15 protein-coding genes are annotated in these 17017 nt (G+C 32.1%); 8 read left to right on the top strand and 7 right to left on the bottom strand.

From position 1 onward, the window contains the following. The first annotated feature begins 2 nt into the window (after positions 1-2). The gene (locus CLV86_RS11560) at positions 3-809 is read left to right on the top strand and encodes a hypothetical protein (protein ID WP_121052519.1); all 807 of its coding nucleotides are present in this window, start codon (positions 3-5) and stop codon (positions 807-809) included. Here the strand turns inward: CLV86_RS11560 and CLV86_RS11555 are convergent. After that, a complete protein-coding gene (locus CLV86_RS11555) occupies positions 806-2083 on the bottom strand; it encodes a replication-associated recombination protein A (protein WP_121052517.1) in 1278 nt (425 codons plus the stop codon). The genes CLV86_RS11560 and CLV86_RS11555 overlap by 4 nt on opposite strands. 172 nt (positions 2084-2255) lie before the next feature. Between CLV86_RS11555 and CLV86_RS11550 the strand changes: the two genes are divergently transcribed. Further along, positions 2256-3008 carry a rhomboid family intramembrane serine protease gene (locus CLV86_RS11550; protein WP_121052515.1) on the top strand — a complete coding sequence of 251 codons (753 nt, stop codon included), beginning with the start codon at positions 2256-2258 and terminating at the stop codon, positions 3006-3008. A gap of 2 nt (positions 3009-3010) precedes the next feature. On the opposite strand, the gene rlmB is transcribed toward CLV86_RS11550, so the two are convergent. The 6 genes from rlmB to CLV86_RS11520 all read right to left on the bottom strand — a co-directional run bounded on the left by rlmB (position 3011) and on the right by CLV86_RS11520 (position 12145). Further along, positions 3011-3745 carry a 23S rRNA (guanosine(2251)-2'-O)-methyltransferase RlmB gene (rlmB, locus tag CLV86_RS11545; RefSeq protein ID WP_121052513.1) on the bottom strand — a complete coding sequence of 245 codons (735 nt, stop codon included), beginning with the start codon at positions 3743-3745 and terminating at the stop codon, positions 3011-3013. Between the two features lie 71 nt (positions 3746-3816). Further along, positions 3817-4833, bottom strand: a complete 1017-nt coding sequence (locus CLV86_RS11540; RefSeq protein ID WP_121052511.1) for a hypothetical protein — start codon at positions 4831-4833, stop codon at positions 3817-3819. A gap of 13 nt (positions 4834-4846) precedes the next feature. Further along, complete coding sequence (locus CLV86_RS11535; RefSeq protein WP_076732113.1) at positions 4847-5749, bottom strand: hypothetical protein; 903 nt, start codon at positions 5747-5749, stop codon at positions 4847-4849. 25 nt (positions 5750-5774) lie between these two features. Further along, on the bottom strand, positions 5775-7262 hold the full coding sequence (locus tag CLV86_RS11530; RefSeq protein WP_076732114.1) for a SusD/RagB family nutrient-binding outer membrane lipoprotein: 1488 nt from the start codon (positions 7260-7262) through the stop codon (positions 5775-5777). Between the two features lie 9 nt (positions 7263-7271). Further along, entirely contained in the window at positions 7272-10331 is a 3060-nt protein-coding gene (locus CLV86_RS11525) for a SusC/RagA family TonB-linked outer membrane protein (RefSeq protein WP_121052509.1), read from the bottom strand. Between the two features lie 119 nt (positions 10332-10450). Next, complete coding sequence (locus CLV86_RS11520; protein WP_121052507.1) at positions 10451-12145, bottom strand: POTRA domain-containing protein; 1695 nt, start codon at positions 12143-12145, stop codon at positions 10451-10453. A gap of 180 nt (positions 12146-12325) precedes the next feature. Here CLV86_RS11520 and rpsL point away from each other — a divergent pair, with 180 nt between their 5' ends. The 6 genes from rpsL (at position 12326) to rplD (ending at position 17017) form a co-directional block, all read left to right on the top strand. Continuing rightward, positions 12326-12700 carry a 30S ribosomal protein S12 gene (rpsL, locus tag CLV86_RS11515; protein WP_013869047.1) on the top strand — a complete coding sequence of 125 codons (375 nt, stop codon included), beginning with the start codon at positions 12326-12328 and terminating at the stop codon, positions 12698-12700. Positions 12701-12723: 23 nt separating this feature from the next. Then, positions 12724-13200, top strand: a complete 477-nt coding sequence (gene rpsG, locus CLV86_RS11510) for a 30S ribosomal protein S7 (protein WP_013869046.1) — start codon at positions 12724-12726, stop codon at positions 13198-13200. A 6-nt stretch (positions 13201-13206) separates the two neighbouring features. Beyond that, a complete protein-coding gene (gene fusA, locus CLV86_RS11505) occupies positions 13207-15333 on the top strand; it encodes an elongation factor G (protein WP_121052505.1) in 2127 nt (708 codons plus the stop codon). 11 nt (positions 15334-15344) lie between these two features. After that, positions 15345-15650 carry a 30S ribosomal protein S10 gene (gene rpsJ / locus CLV86_RS11500; RefSeq protein WP_007650482.1) on the top strand — a complete coding sequence of 102 codons (306 nt, stop codon included), beginning with the start codon at positions 15345-15347 and terminating at the stop codon, positions 15648-15650. Positions 15651-15770: 120 nt separating this feature from the next. Further along, positions 15771-16388 (top strand): 50S ribosomal protein L3, encoded by a 618-nt coding sequence (gene rplC, locus CLV86_RS11495; protein ID WP_121052503.1) that lies wholly within the window; start codon positions 15771-15773, stop codon positions 16386-16388. Continuing rightward, on the top strand, positions 16388-17017 hold the full coding sequence (gene rplD / locus CLV86_RS11490; protein WP_076732119.1) for a 50S ribosomal protein L4: 630 nt from the start codon (positions 16388-16390) through the stop codon (positions 17015-17017). Before rplC ends, rplD begins: the two co-directional genes overlap by 1 nt.

The raw sequence follows: 17017 nt of genomic DNA, 5'->3' as shown, positions 1-17017 counted from the left end.
TTATGAAAAGAACAATTTTAATTTTACTTGCTTTTATTGCATTAACTTCAGTTTCAGCACAAACTAGTTTAAACGATTATAAATATGTAATTGTACCAAAACATTATGATTTTGCAAATAAGCCGGATGAGTATATGCTTAATTCGTTAACAAAATTTCTTTTTGAAAAGTACAATTTTGATGCTTTAATGGAAGGTGAAACATTTCCAAGTGATTATGGGAAAAATAACTGTTTAGCTTTAAAAGCAGATGTTTTAAAAGAGTCTACTATTTTTAAAACTAAACTAACAGTACAATTAAAAAACTGTCAAGATCAAATTATATTTACCAGTACGCAAGGAGAATCTAGAGAGAAAAAATATAATGTAGCTCATAACCAAGCATTAAGAAATGCTTTTAAAAGTATTGAAGCGGCAAACTATAAGTACAACCCAGATAATGCATTAGTTAATAATACTGTTGAAGAAGTAGGAGAGCAACAAGATGAAATAGTAAAATTAAAAGAAGAAATAAAGGTTTTAAAAGAAGCTAAAGCTAAAGAAACTATAACAGAAAAACCAGAATTAATAGAAAAGCCGCTAGTAGAAAATGCTAAGTTTAAAGCCGAAGCTATTGATGGTGGATTTATGGGCTATAATCTTGTGAATAGTAATAACGATAAGGTATACACAATTTTCTTTTCAGGGAAAGAAGATTTGTATATAGTTAAAAATAGAGATGCCGTAATTTATAAGCTAAATAATAAGTGGGTAATAGCAGAAGCTAAAGGCAAAGACTTACAAGTTAAATCTATAGATATTAAATTTTAGTATCCATATTTTTCTTTCCAACGTGCTTTTAAAAAATCGCGTTGTGCTTTTTCTCTACTATTATTTCCTGGCTCATAAAGTTTAGTGTTGGCTATTTCTTTTGGTAAGAATTCTTGCGAAGCAAAGTTGTTTTCGTAATTATGTGAATATTTATAATTTTCACCATAACCTATTTCTTTCATTAATTTTGTAGGTGCATTACGGATATTTAATGGTACAGATAAATCTCCTGTTTGTTTAACTAATTGTTGAGCATTACCTATGGCCATATAAGCGGCATTACTTTTTGGAGAGCAAGCTAAATATGTTGCGCATTGACTTAAAATAATTCTAGATTCTGGATAACCTATAGTAGATACAGCTTGAAAAGTTGTATTTGCTATTACTAAAGCAGTTGGGTTTGCGTTACCAATATCTTCGCTAGCTAAAATAAGAAGACGACGTGCAATAAATTTTACATCTTCACCACCTTCAACCATTCTAGCTAGATAGTATACTGCAGCATTAGGATCGCTACCACGTATAGATTTTATAAAAGCCGAAACAATATCATAATGCTGTTCGCCAGTTTTATCATATCGCACTGTATTGTTTTGTACCTTTTCTAATACTAAATCATTTGTTATTGTTATATCATTAGAATCTTCAGAATTTACAATAAGTTCAAAAATGTTAAGTAATTTTCTAGCATCACCTCCAGAAAGACGCAAAAGCGCTTCAGTTTCTTTAAGGTTTATCTTTTTTTTAGATATTTCCTCATCAGTTTCTATTGCACGCTTTAAAAGCACTTCTAAATCTTTTTTTTCAAAAGGTTTAAGAATATAAACCTGACAGCGTGACAATAATGCTGGAATAACTTCAAAACTCGGGTTTTCAGTAGTTGCTCCAATTAATGTAACCCAACCTTTTTCTACTGCTTGTAATAGAGAATCTTGTTGAGATTTACTAAATCTGTGAATTTCATCTATAAACAAAATAGGATTTTTTGTTGTAAATAAACCACCACTTTGTTTTGCTTTTTCAATAACGTCACGTACATCTTTTACTCCAGAGCTAATAGCGCTTAAAGTATAAAAAGGCCTTCCTGAAGTTTCTGCAATTATATTGGCTAATGTTGTTTTACCAATACCAGGCGGTCCCCAAAAAATCATGGAAGCAATCATGCCTAAATTTATTTGCTTAGTTAATGTTCCATTTTCACCCACTAAATGAGCTTGACTAACATAATCTACTAGTGTTTTTGGTCTTAATCTTTCGGCAAGAGGAGTATTCATATAGTAAAATTAAACTTTTTTGATTTAAAATAATGTTATGTAATTCATAAATAAAGAAACAAGCTAGTGTCTATTTAGTATTTTAAAAAATAAATAAAGGTTTTATTTAAGTGGGACTGACATTGTAACATTTTTTAAAATTTGGATTGCAAATTGCTATATTTAATTTTATATGAAAAAACAAATACAGCCTTTTACTTTTAGTATAGATACCATTTTGTATCCAATACTATTTGTGCTATTAATTTGGTTAGTTTTTGCTGTAGAAATTCGTTTTGGTTTACGTTTTAATAAATATGGTGTTTATCCACAAACTTTAAAAGGTTTACGAGGTATAATATTTAGTCCATTTATTCATTCTGGAATAAAACATTTATATTCTAATACTATTTCATTATTTGTATTGTCTTCTGCGTTATTCTATTTTTATAGGCCAATTGCATTTAAAGTAGTTGTTTTCGGTATATTATTTTCTGGATTACTTACTTGGATAATAGGAAGACCATCCTATCATATAGGAGCTAGTGGTTTAATTTATGTGTTATTTAGCTTTAATTTTTTTAAAGGAATTTTTGCCAAAAACTATAGGTTAATTGCATTATCCTTAGTGGTTGTTTTTATTTATGGTAGTATGTTTATGTACGCTTTTCCAATAGATGAGAAAATTTCTTGGGAAGGACATAGTGCAGGTTTATTAGTTGGTTTTATATTCGCTTTAATATTTAGAAAAGAAATAGCAAAACCAAAACGTTACGTTTGGGAACAACCAGATTACAATGAAGAGGATGATGAATTTTTAAAATATTTTGATGAAAATGGAAACTTTATAGAATTGCCTCCAGAAACCGAATGGTTTGCTGAAACAGATGAAATTTCTTCAGAAATATCAAAAATCAATTATATTTTTAAAGAAAATAAAGATTAAAATTACAAACGTTGTCTTACAGCTTCATATAAAAAGGCACCACAAGCAACAGAAACATTTAACGATTCTATTTCTCCAAGTAAAGGTAACTTGGCTTTGGCATCTACTAGTTTTAATACAGAAGGATTAATTCCACGTCCCTCACTACCCATTATTATTGCACAAGGTTCTTTAAAAGAAACATCAAAAATTGTGTTTTCTGTTTTTTCGGTAGCTGCTATTACTTTTATACCACAGGCCTGCATATGAAACATAGCATCTTTAATATGGTCTACTTTACATATAGGAACTTTAAATACAGCTCCAGCACTAGTTTTTATGGTATCACCATTAACTGGGGCACCACCTTTCTTTTGTACTATTATTCCATGAACACCTGTACATTCTGCCGTTCTTATAATAGCACCAAAATTTCTAACATCACTTAATTGATCTAATAAAAGGAATAGAGGAGTAGCACCACTTTCTAATGTTTTTTCTACTAAAGTATCTAAATCATGAAACTCGATAGGAGATATTTGTGCAACTGCGCCTTGATGATTATTTTTAGTAAGACGGTTTAACTTTTCCACAGGTACATAAGAAGAGTTTATACCATTTTGTTTTATTAAACTTTCTAATTCAACAAATAATTCTCCTTTAAGACCTTTTTGTAAAAATACTTTATCTATTGTTTCATTTGCGTTTATAGCTTCTATTACTGATCTTAAACCAAATATTTGAGTGTTTTCTTTCATTGGTGTAAAGGTATAAAAAAAGAGTCTGATATAAATCAGACTCTTTTATAAATTTAATTATTTAGGAGTTATTACTCAGCAGCAACAACTTCTCCATTAGCGTTTAATAATGAATAATCTCCACCAACAACTCTTAAGAATCCTAATAAAGTTTCACCATTTCCTCCACTATCAGAAGGTGTATTATTACTAAAATAAGTAGATGGGAAATCAAGACTAGCATTAAATGTACCAAAATGGTTAACATAAAGAGTAAAAGGTAAAGCAAAGTCACCATCTAATACTTCGTTAGTATCAGCATCTAAATCTAAATCAAATCCCCATAAATCAGCTACAATTGGATAATCACCATCAGCTAAAGGACCAGAAGGAGCAGTTGTATTTCCAGGGTTAGCAGCAGCGTTTTCTGCACTAACTTCTTCAGGACAACTAGCCCAAGAATAGAAACTTCCAACATATAAATCAAAATCAGCTAAATTACATAAGCTAGTAGTATGACCTACAGTTTCATCATCTAAATCTGTTTCTATAATATTTCTTTCGATGGTATTATAAGTTACAGTTTTATCAAAATCTAGAACTACAACTACTTCATCACTAACAAGGTTAGTAACTTCAAGATTAATCATTATAGCACCGTTAGCAGGTAATCCATTACCATTATCTGTACTTGTTAATTTAAAAACTAAATTCTCAGTTGCTTCAGCAAGTACGTCTCTTGTAGCTGTAATGTTAAATGAGTGTGTAGTAGCGTAAGCTGGGAATTCAATTTTATAACCAAAAGCTCCAAAACCATCATCTACAGATGTTGCTCCAACTTCTGCACCGTCGGCATCACTAACAAAATAATCTGCATTTTGTCCACCAGATACAAGCTCTAGTTTAAAATCCATTCTTTCTTTATAAGTCATATTCGTTTCTAAAGAAACAGTTATTGTTTCACCTTCCATAACAGAAGTGGCAGATTGACTAGTTTTTGAAACTACTGGCTTTACAGATGTTGTATAATTTGCATCATCATCTACACAAGAGCTTAAAGCTACAAGTGAAAAAGAAAGTAGAATACTTTTTATATAGTTAAATTTCATTTTTTATAAGTTTTTATTGTAATGTTAATGTAATTGTAGCTCCTGAATATATTGGTCCAGCTGAACCACCTATTCCAAATTCTGGGAAAACTAATTGACCAGAAGCGTTAACAAAACCAGGAGAACCTTGAATGATTTCGTTAGAGAATACCCATTCTGTAAATATTAACTGACCAGCACAAGCATAGAAGTAAGATGTGTAACCACTAGTTGACCATCCAAACATACTACTTAACTCATAATTTCCTGCACCTAAGTGTGAAATTGTGTAAGTTCCAGGTCCTAATACATCTGATGATAAAGTGTAAGTTCCTGCTAAGTCAGTACGACATAATTGTAATTTAACTAATGTAGACTCTAATTGCTCAGAAATAACAACATTATCAACTGTTACTAACGTCTTTAAATTTACAACAAATACAGTTGTTTTTGCATTATCTAAAGCATCATTGTTTACTGCAATTGGAATTAAATCAAAAGTTGAATTTGCAGGAATTGTAGTTTCTAAAGTTGTATCTACCCAATCAAAATGAGTTCCTTCTTCTGCGATAGGATATTTTCTTTCATCATCAGAAGGATCATTAGGTGTATTATTAACATCTAACATTGTGTTAAGTTCAGCTAATTCCTCACTATCTATTTTTAAGTCTGAGAAATCACCGATTTCATAAGACATAGTAATAGTAGCATTCGAAGGTTGCCCTGAAGCACCACCAATTAGGTGAACAGGAATATCGAATGGAAATACAGCTCCAGGCTCTTCAACAAAATTACCTAAAGTTTCAGCTCCTTTAAAACCAACAACTAGAGGTCCGTTGTATGTTTGATCATTTTGATCTATTTCATCGTCAACTAGACAAGAAACAGATAATAAGCAGCAGATTGCAGCTGCAAAATAAATTTTTAAATTTTTCATAATTTTCTCTTTTTATAGTTTTTTTTTATTGTGCCCAAAATGGACCTGTTGCAAATGCATCTGTACTTGTTACATTTGGTACATTTGATGCATTAGACGTAAGCTCAGAAGAAGGGTATAATAATCTCTTAGGTCTTGTAGTAGACTGTGCTGTTAAAGCTAATGGAATTCCTGTAGGATATCCAGTTCTAGTAAACTCAATATAAGATTCAATACCATTTATACCGTTAAGAGCAGTCCACTTTTGTCTCATTATTGCTTCTAACTTATCATCATCACTACCAGCCCATGCAATTCCTGGAGCTGTTGGGTTGTATGATGCAGATGATAATCCGTAAAGATTAAATGAAGCATCGATAGCAGCTTGGAAACTTGCTTGAGGATCTCCTGAGATTTTTCCTCTTAATTGAGCTTCAGCTTGTAATAATAAACTTTCTGCAGCTAACATAATGTAACCATCTTGTGCAGAGTTAATAACTAAACCAGGACCTATTGGAGATAAAGTTGCTGGAGAGTTATCTCCATCAGCACCTTGTACGTGTCCAGTATATCCACCGTCATCGTCTTCTCCATAGATAGCAGTTAATCTTGCATCTGGTACAGCTCCTGAAGCATTACCTTTTAAGTATTCTATTGCGTAATCAGAACCTCTGTAAAAGTTATAGTTAACAGATGTTGACTCGTCATTAGAAAACATTATTGCGTAAAAAGGATTTTGCTGAGCAACTTCACCATCAGAATAACCAGGATTTATTGTTGCGTCTGACCCGATAAATGTAGCACCATCTAAAGCTGCAAATTGAGCATCTAAATAGGTTGCAGATTCAGCATCATTTAAATCGTAAGCTTTTGTAGACTCTCTTAATAAGATTCTTAATTTAATTGTATTTGCTAATGCAATCCAATTTGTCATACTTCCGTTGTAAACAACATCTTCAGCACCAACAGCTACTGCTGAAGTACCTTGATTTTGAATAAGACTAATAGCCTCATCAATCTCTGCAACTAACTGTCTGTAAACTGCTTTATCATCATCATAAGCAGGAGTTAAATTCTCTATTCCTTGGTGTGCTTGAGAATAAGGAATGTCTCCATATAAATCAACTAAATATTGAAAATAGAATGATTTCATGATTTTAGCAATTGCCTTATGGTTAGCATATTCATCACCTGGATTATCAATAATCTCTTGGAAATTTGCTGTTGATAAATATAATCCTGTAAAAATACCAGAATAAAAATTGTTATCTATTGCTAATGAGAATTCTTCTGAAAAACCACCTGTAAAAGCATTTACGTTGGCTCCCCATCTATTCATCATAACATTACCCAAAATATTCATAGTTCTCGATTGAGTTCTATACGTTTGAGTTAAAGCTCCTGCCAAGATTAAATCTGGAGAAACAAGTTCTGAAGAAGGACTATTTGGACTTTCGTTGATATCTAAGTAGTCGCTACATGATGTAGTAATTGCGAGAATTACTAGTAGTAAAAATTTATATTTCGTTTTCATATTTATTAATTAAAAAGTTAAATTAACAGTCATACCGTAAGTTCTTGTTGCAGGATATTGTCCTGTAACACTTAAACCTTGTGCATTACCTGTAGTGTTTGAAAATTCTGGATCTGCATAACCTCTGTTTTCTTTTGGAAGAACAACAAATGGATTTCTTGCGTTAATACCGATTCTAAAATCACTAAACCCTAGAGCATTAAGTACATCTTTATTGAAAGCATAGCTTAAAGAAAGTTCTCTTACTTTAAAAGCTGTAGCATCAAGTACAAAGTTTTCAGAAACATCTCTATACTCATTAGAGAAATAATCTAAGTAGTTAGCATAAGTTGTACCACCTGTTACAACATTTGTGTTAGCTTGATATACACCTGGAGAAGTTTCTATAGCAGAGTTAGGGAAAATAAATCCACGTCTACCGTTTTCTGCAGACTCTACTAAGTGTCCACTCCATGATAACCAATCTTTAGTTCCAGCCCAGAATTGGTGACCAGTTCTGTAATCAAAAACACCAGCTAATCTAAAACCTTTATATGTTAAGCTTGTATTAAGACCAACAATGTAATCAGGGTTAGCAACACCTAAATTAATAAATTCTGATGTTTTTAATGGGTTTCCTGTACTTGGGTCAATTAATACTCTTCCTTGAGGATCTCTTTGGTATCCTGTACCTTTAATTAATGGGAATGGCTCACCTACTGTTGCAAAAATACCAACATCTGCATTACCATTTCCTAATGAAACTTCGTCTGTGTTATCAGATACTTTTTTAACAATTGTTTCATCAGAAGATAAACTCATGTTAATATCCCATCTAAAATCTGCAGTTCTAATAGGAGTAATTCCTAAATCAATTTCATATCCTTTAGTTTCTGTTTCACCAATATTAATTGTTGAGTTTGTTAAACCAGAAGCTGTAGAAGTACTTACATTAGTTACTAAGTCTTTGTTGTTAGTAATATAGTAAGATGCTCCTAAAGTAATTCTATCTCCTTTGAAAAATGCTAAGTTTAAAGAAACTTCTTTAGAGTCAATAAACTCGTTTACTAATAAAGGATCTGCAACTGTTGCATCTATTGCAAATGAATTTAAACCTCCATAAGGATATCCAGCAACTTGATTAAGTGTACTATTTGTTTCGTAAGTTCCTACTCTGTCGTTACCTACACGTGCTAAGTTAGCAGATATTTTAGCATAATTTAAAACACCACCTTCTTTTAAGCTAGGAAAAGCAGTTGTTGGTACAAAAGATACACCTACACTTGGATAGAAGAATGAGTTTCTATCTGCAGCTAATCTTGAAGTCCAATCATTTCTTCCTGTTAAAGTTAAAAATAAATAATCTTTAAATCCAAAATCGAAACTTCCAAATAATGCATAACTTCTACTTCTAAAAGAACTATTGCTAACACCTGGTATACCAGTTATGTTACTAATGTTGTAAAAGTTAGGAATTGTTACATTACTACCATTTACAGAAGTTAAAGAAGACCAGTTATCTTGAACGTTATTTCCTAATGTTGCTTTGAATGATAAATCATCAGTTAACATGTAGTTAAAGTTCACGAAAATATCGTTATAAAAATTCTTAGACTCTTGATTGTTAGTAGCGAATTGAGAAACAGTAGAGTGATCTCCTCCACCAACACCTGAAGTATCAGTGTATTCATTAGTATACCCAACAAAATTACTGCTAAAAGTTCTTAAACTTGTTAATGAGCTTAAACTAATGTTATCGTTTATTTCATATTTTAAGTTTATGATACCGTTAAAACGGTCAGACTCTGTAGTATTTCTAATATTATCTCTCATCCAATATGGACTTCTGTAATAAGATGTCCAGTGTCCTTCGTTTCCAGAATTAGCAAATTGCTCAACAGGAACGTTTGTAGCTGTCTGTAATAACTCTGTAAATAAACTAGAAGTTGTAGTTTCTGTTTTTGAATTTACATAGTTAATGTTTCCACCGATATCCCATTTTCCAATTTTCTTACCAGCCTTAAATAAAACGTTTGTTCTACCTAATTTATCATCTTGCACCACAAACTCTGTGTTTTGGCGGTTAACAGATAATAATGCATAAGAATTTGTATCACCTCCAGAGATAGATACACCTGTTTGTGCAATAGTACCAGTTTGGAAAAATTGCTCAATGTTATCTTCAATAGGAGAGTATGGTGCCATAATGTATGAACCATCTGCTTGAGCTAAACCTACAGGCTGAATAGAACCATCAAATTCTGGTCCCCATCCACCATTTTCATAAGTTACATGACCTCCGTTCCAACCTTGACCGTACTTAGTTTGACGTTGTGGAAGAAAAGATATGTCTTCAAAAGAGATTGATGTATTAACAGCAATGTTAATTTTTTCATCAGCAGTACCTCTTTTTGTAGTAACGATAATTACACCGTTTGCTCCTTGAGAACCATATAGTGCACTACCACCAGCTCCTTTAATTACATTTGTAGACTCAATAATTTCTGGTGCTAAATTTGCTAAAGTGTTAGCAGATGAAATAGCTCCATCAATAACTATTAAAGCCTCGTTGCTTCCTGTTAAAGATCTGTTACCTCTTAATACAATACGAGTTGATTGATTAACTCCGTTGTTAGTTGTATTAATTTTTAAACCAGAAACTTTACCAGCTAAACTCTGTATTACGTTAGGGTTAGATGCTTGTGTTAAAGTTTCAGCTTTTACTATTTGTGTAGAAGATGTAAGCTCATCCGCCTTTCTTTCAACACCTAAAACAGTAATTACAACTTCTTCTAAAGCATTTTCATTCATAACAAAACTTATGTCGTTACTTGCTCCTACAGTTTTTTCTACTGTATTACCAACATAAGAGAATACAAGAACATCTCCTGTGTTTGCTGAAATTGAATACTTACCGTCAAAATCTGTTGTAGTACCATTACTAGTACCTTTAACAAGAACATTTACTCCAGGTAACGGTAAATTATCTCCATCGGAGATGGTACCTGAAATTGTTTTTCCCTGTGCGAACGTGAGTTGCACAACAAACGCTAGCAATAGCGTTAAAATTCCACTAAACTTTGTTTTCATTTTATATTTTATTTGAATTAGTCTGTGCCAAAAATCATAATAAAAAGTTAATAAAACAATATTTATTGGTTAAATTTTTGATTTTTTTTCAAAAAAAAAATTTTTTTAGTTAAAGAAGTTTAAAAAAATGAGACTAAACTTATGTGAATCTTACTATTTGAAAACACGAAGTTTTGATTTTCAGATTTTCCGTTTGCAAAGTTAAATTTTAACAATCCTGCCCTTGTTAAAAGTCCAAATCCTAGTCCAAAACCATATAGGTTTTCTTTCGTATTTGAAATTTTATTTTCGTAGTTTGAAAAGTCAATTATTGTGTAGCTGTATAAGTTTTTGTTTAGTTCGTATCTGTATTCTGTATTAAAAACATAGAACTTATTTGCTAAAATACTATTTTCTTGAAAACCTCTTATGGAATTTATTCCTCCAAACCTAAATAATTCGTTTTCAAAATAAGTTTCAGAGTTTTTTGTAGCAGCTTGTATTCTTGTGTAAAAACTGTTTTTTTTGTTAATTTTAAATGTATAAAACGCGTCAATACTATATTTTTCCTGTTCTTCAATTAGATTTTCTGTTTTTCGTTTTCCAAAACTCAATTCTAGGTTTATTTTGCTGTTTAATCTAAAAAGATTACTGGTGTTGTTTGCGTTTTCAAAAATATATTTGAGATTAATATTGTTGCTATTGTAATCTTCTATGTCTAAATTTAATTCGTTATTTAATAAATTGTTAGACTCTACATTTTCAATGCCTAAAAATATTTTGCTTTTAGGTGTTAGCTGATAAAATAAATTTGCTTTTTGACTTACAGATGTAAAAGAGGAATCTCTCTTTAAGATTTGTAAAGATAATTCTGTGCCAATAGGAGTTGAGAATAAATATGGTAAATTTAAATTTATTTCAAAATTCTTTTGTTGACTTTCATCACTTTTGTAAATTAAATTAAAAGACTCTCCATAGTTAAGATTGTTATTTAGCTTTAAATTAATATATCCGTTAAAGTCTATTTTATTTGTTTCTTCATTAGTATTAAAACCTAAGAAGCCATCAAAAGCATTATTTTGTAATTTTTTAAGATATATGTATAACGTTGTGGAATCTTTTGTAAATAAAGCTTCAGGATTTTTCGTTTGTTCAGCAAAACCTAAGCTCTTTAATGTTGTCATTTTTCTGTTTATCTCTTCTATATTGAATTTTTTTTGAGTTTTAATTTTAAGGAATCTTTTTAGGTATGATTTTGGGAATTTTTCATATCCTTTAATTGTAATCTTATCTAAACTTCTTTTATTGCCACCTTTTAGAATAATTAAATTTGCGGTTAGAGAATTTTTACTCTCTTTTTTTAGGTTTGAAAGTTTGATTTTTGAAAAAGGAAATCCATTGTTTGAAATTTTATTATTTATTGTTTCTAATGTTTTTTCAATATTTTTAAATGGAATAATAAAATAATGTTCGAAACTATTCTTTGAGATTTCGTCTATTATTTTTTTGTCTATAACAGAGTTGTTGTAATTTATTTTTATGAGATTGTATTTTGTGTTTAGCTTAAGTTTAATTTTAAATACAGTGTCATTAAGTTTTTTTATTGGTGATTGTTCGTAATCAATATAACCTGTTTTAATCAATTTTTGAGCAACAGTGTCTACTTCATTTATAATAGAGTTGTAGTTGGGATGTTTTTTTTTATACTCTAAACTATTAATTATGGTGTTCTCTTGATTGTTCGATCCAGAAATAATTAAGTTTAAGTCTTGAGCAAGTAGATTCGAGAGAGAGAATAAAAAAAAGATTAGTATTATGTAGGTGTGTTTTGACACAGAATTAATTTATTATATATGATTGTAAATCTAACGGAAAAACATTGGATATAATATAGACTGAAATGGAAATTTAAAAAAGTATTGAAAATTAATCTTTTAAGGTTTGAATTTCAAAAATTAATTTCTACCTTTGCAGCCCTCTTAGAAGAGGTCAATTAAATTTATATATAAATATATATGCCAACAATTTCACAATTAGTAAGAAAAGGAAGAGCCAAAATAACCAAGAAGAGTAAATCGGCTGCTTTAGATTCTTGTCCACAGAGACGTGGTGTGTGTACTCGTGTGTATACAACGACACCTAAAAAACCAAACTCAGCAATGCGTAAGGTAGCAAGGGTTCGTTTAACAAATGGTAACGAAGTAAACGCATACATCGGTGGAGAAGGTCATAATCTACAAGAGCACTCGATAGTATTGGTTAGAGGTGGAAGGGTAAAAGATTTGCCAGGAGTTAGGTACCACATTGTACGTGGAGCATTAGATACCGCAGGTGTTGATGGTCGTACGCAACGTAGATCTAAGTATGGTGCAAAACGCCCTAAGAAGTAATTTTAAAACTTTAAGAAGAAGACATGAGAAAAAGAGCAGCGAAAAAAAGACCGCTTTTACCAGATCCGCGTTTTAACGATCAGTTAGTAACTCGTTTTGTTAACATGATGATGTGGGATGGAAAGAAGTCAGTAGCTTTTAAGGTATTTTACGATGCGATTGACATTGTAGAGTCTAAGAAAACAGACGAAGAAAAAACAGCATTAGAAGTATGGAAGGATGCTTTGTCTAACGTTATGCCTCACGTAGAAGTGCGTAGTCGTAGAGTTGGTGGAGCTACATTTCAAATTCCTAACCCAATACGTGCAGACCGTAAGGTTTCTACAGCTATGAAATGGCTTATTAGCTTTTCTAGAAAAAGAAACGAAAAATCTATGGCACAACGTTTAGCAGCAGAAGTTTTAGCAGCGGCTAAAGAAGAAGGTGCAGCGGTTAAGAAAAGAGTAGATACTCATAAAATGGCTGAAGCAAATAAAGCATTCTCTCACTTTAGATTTTAAGAAAAAATGGCAAGAGATTTAAAATTCACAAGAAACATAGGAATTGCAGCTCATATTGATGCTGGTAAAACAACAACAACAGAGCGTATTCTATATTATACTGGAGTTTCACATAAAATTGGTGAAGTACATGATGGTGCTGCAACAATGGACTGGATGGAGCAAGAGCAGGAGCGTGGTATTACTATTACCTCTGCGGCTACAACTTGTACATGGCAGTTTCCTTTAGAAAACGCACAGCCTACTCCAGAAACAAAAGGGTATCACTTTAATATTATTGATACTCCTGGTCACGTAGATTTTACAGTTGAAGTAAATAGATCTTTACGTGTATTAGATGGTTTAGTATTTTTATTTAGTGCAGTTGATGGTGTTGAACCGCAATCTGAAACTAACTGGAGATTAGCAGATAACTATAAAGTTCCAAGAATTGGTTTCGTTAATAAAATGGACCGTCAAGGATCTAACTTTTTAGGTGTTTGTCAACAAGTAAAAGATATGTTAAAATCTAACGCGGTGCCAATCGTTTTAAACATTGGAGACGAAGCAGATTTTAAAGGTATTATAGATTTAGTAAAAAACCGTGCTATTGTATGGCACGATGAAACTCAAGGAGCAACTTTCGATGTTATCGATATTCCTGAGGATATGAAATCTGAAGCTCGTAAGTACCGTGCACTTTTAATTGAAGAAGTTGCGACTTATGATGAGAACTTATTAGAAAAATTCATGGAAGATGAAGATTCTATTACAGAAGAAGAGGTGCACGCTGCACTTAGAGCTGCTGTAATGGATATGGCTATTATTCCAATGATTTGTGGTTCAGCATTTAAAAATAAAGGTGTACAGTTCTTGTTAGATGCAGTATGTCGTTATTTACCGTCTCCAACAGATAAAGAAGGTATTAGAGGAATTAATCCAGATACAGAAAAAGAAGAGCTACGTAAGCCTGATGTAAAGGAGCCATTTGCTGCTTTAGCATTTAAAATTGCAACAGATCCTTTTGTAGGACGTTTAGCATTTTTTAGAGCGTATTCAGGACGATTAGATGCGGGTTCTTACATCTTAAATAACCGTTCAGGTAAAAAAGAGCGTATTTCTCGTATTTACCAAATGCACTCTAATAAGCAAAATGCTATCGATTTTATTGAAGCAGGAGATATTGGAGCAGCAGTAGGATTTAAAGATATTAAGACTGGAGATACGATGTCTGACGAAAAGCATCCAATAGTGTTAGAATCTATGGATTTCCCAGATCCAGTAATTGGTATTGCTGTTGAGCCTAAAACTAAAGCAGATGTTGATAAATTAGGTATGGCATTAGCTAAGCTATCTGAAGAAGATCCAACATTTACAGCAAGAACAGATGAGGCTTCTGGACAGACAATTATATCTGGTATGGGTGAGCTTCACTTAGATATTATTGTAGATCGTCTTAAGCGTGAGTTTAAGGTTGAAGTAAATCAAGGTCAGCCACAAGTAGAGTACAAAGAAGCAATTACACAACGTGCAGAACACAGAGAAGTTTACAAAAAACAATCTGGTGGACGTGGTAAATTCGCAGATATTGTATTTACATTAGAACCTGCTGAAGAAGGAAAAGTTGGTTTAGAATTCGTTTCTGAAATTAAAGGTGGTAACGTTCCTAAAGAATTTATCCCTTCAATTGAAAAAGGATTTAAAATGGCAATGATTAACGGACCATTAGCTGGTTACGAAGTTGATGCTATGAAAGTAACATTAACAGATGGGTCTTACCATGATGTGGATTCTGATCAATTATCGTTCGAATTAGCAGCGAAGCTTGGATTTAAAAATTCAGCTAAAGCAGCAAAAGCGGTAATTATGGAGCCAATCATGAAGCTTGAAGTTATTACTCCAGAAGAAAATATGGGTGATATTGTAGGTGACTTAAATCGTCGTCGTGGTCAAGTAAGTGATATGGGTGACAGAGCTGGAGCAAAAACAGTTAAAGCTACTGTACCATTATCTGAAATGTTTGGATATGTAACAACATTAAGAACATTATCTTCAGGTCGTGCAACATCAACAATGGAATTTTCTCACTATGCTGAAACACCTTCTAATATATCAGAAGAAGTAATCAAAGCAGCTAAAGGAGTTGAATCGTAAATCTTAAGAAAATGAGTCAAAAAATCAGAATAAAATTAAAATCTTACGATCACAACTTAGTAGATAAGTCTGCTGATAAGATTGTAAAAACAGTTAAAAGTACTGGAGCTGTTGTAACTGGACCAATTCCATTACCAACACACAAGAAAATTTTTACTGTACTACGTTCGCCACACGTAAATAAGAAGTCAAGAGAACAATTTCAATTAAGCTCTTACAAGAGATTATTAGATATTTACTCTTCATCTTCAAAAACAATTGATGCTCTTATGAAATTAGAGTTACCAAGTGGAGTAGAAGTAGAAATCAAAGTTTAAGTATAAACTTACATGTCCTTAACGATGGTTGAGGAAAAACGGAAAAAAATACAATTCAAGGCTGAAACGTATTTTCGGCCTTGAATGTTTTTAATAAATAATAATAAATAAATAATAATTATGTCTGGGTTAATTGGAAAAAAAATCGGTATGACCAGCATTTTCGACGAAAATGGAAAAAATATTCCATGTACAGTAATCGAAGCTGGACCATGTATCGTTACCCAAGTCAGAACTGAAGAAGTTGACGGTTATGAAGCTGTTCAATTAGGTTTCGATGACGCGACAGAAAAAAGTGCTACAAAAGCAGACTTAGGTCACGCTAAAAAAGCAGGAACTTCTGTAAAACGCAAAATCGCCGAATTTCAAGGTTTTGAGGAGGAGTACAAATTAGGTGATGCTATCACCGTGGATCACTTCGCAGAAGGCGAATTTGTAGATGTTTCAGGAACATCAAAAGGTAAAGGATTTCAAGGTGTTGTAAAACGTCATGGTTTCGGTGGTGTAGGTCAAGCTACTCACGGTCAACATAACCGTTTAAGAGCGCCAGGATCTATTGGAGCTGCATCTTATCCTGCAAGAGTTTTCAAAGGAATGAAAATGGCAGGAAGAATGGGTGGAGAGACAATTAAAGTTCAAAATTTAAGAGTTTTAAAAGTAGTTGCTGAAAAGAATCTACTTGTGGTTAAAGGATGTGTTCCTGGTCACAAAAACGCTTATGTAATTATTAGAAAATAATGAAAGTAGCAGTTTTAGATATAAACGGAAAAGAAACAGGTAGAAAGGCAGACCTTTCTAGCGATGTTTTTGCTATTGAGCCTAATAATCATGCTGTGTATTTGGATGTTAAACAATATTTAGCAAACCAAAGACAAGGTACTCACAAATCTAAAGAAAGAGCTGAGATTACTGGATCTACACGTAAGATTAAAAAGCAAAAAGGAACAGGTACAGCTCGTGCAGGTTCAATTAAATCTGGAGTTTTTAGAGGTGGAGGACGTATGTTTGGGCCAAGACCAAGAAACTATAGTTTTAAACTTAATAAAAGCTTAAAGAGATTAGCTCGTAAATCAGCTTTTAGTATCAAGGCAAATGAGAAGGCAATTGTAGTTTTAGAAGACTTCAATTTTGATTCTCCAAAGACTAAAAATTTCACTAATATTTTGAATGCTTTAGACTTACAAAATAAAAAATCACTCTTCGTGTTGGGTGCGTCAAATAAAAATGTATATTTGTCGTCACGCAATTTAAAAGGCTCTGAAGTTGTAACCGCTTCAGAATTAAGTACTTATAAGATTTTAAATGCAAATCAAGTAGTGCTTTTAGAAGGAGCTTTAGAAGGAATTGTAACGAATTTAAGTAAATAA

Source organism: Lacinutrix venerupis (genome assembly GCF_003663945.1).
GTDB lineage: Bacteria > Bacteroidota > Bacteroidia > Flavobacteriales > Flavobacteriaceae > Lacinutrix > Lacinutrix venerupis.
Note: the sequence above shows the minus strand (reverse complement) of the source record. Positions and strands in the feature narration are given on the sequence as shown.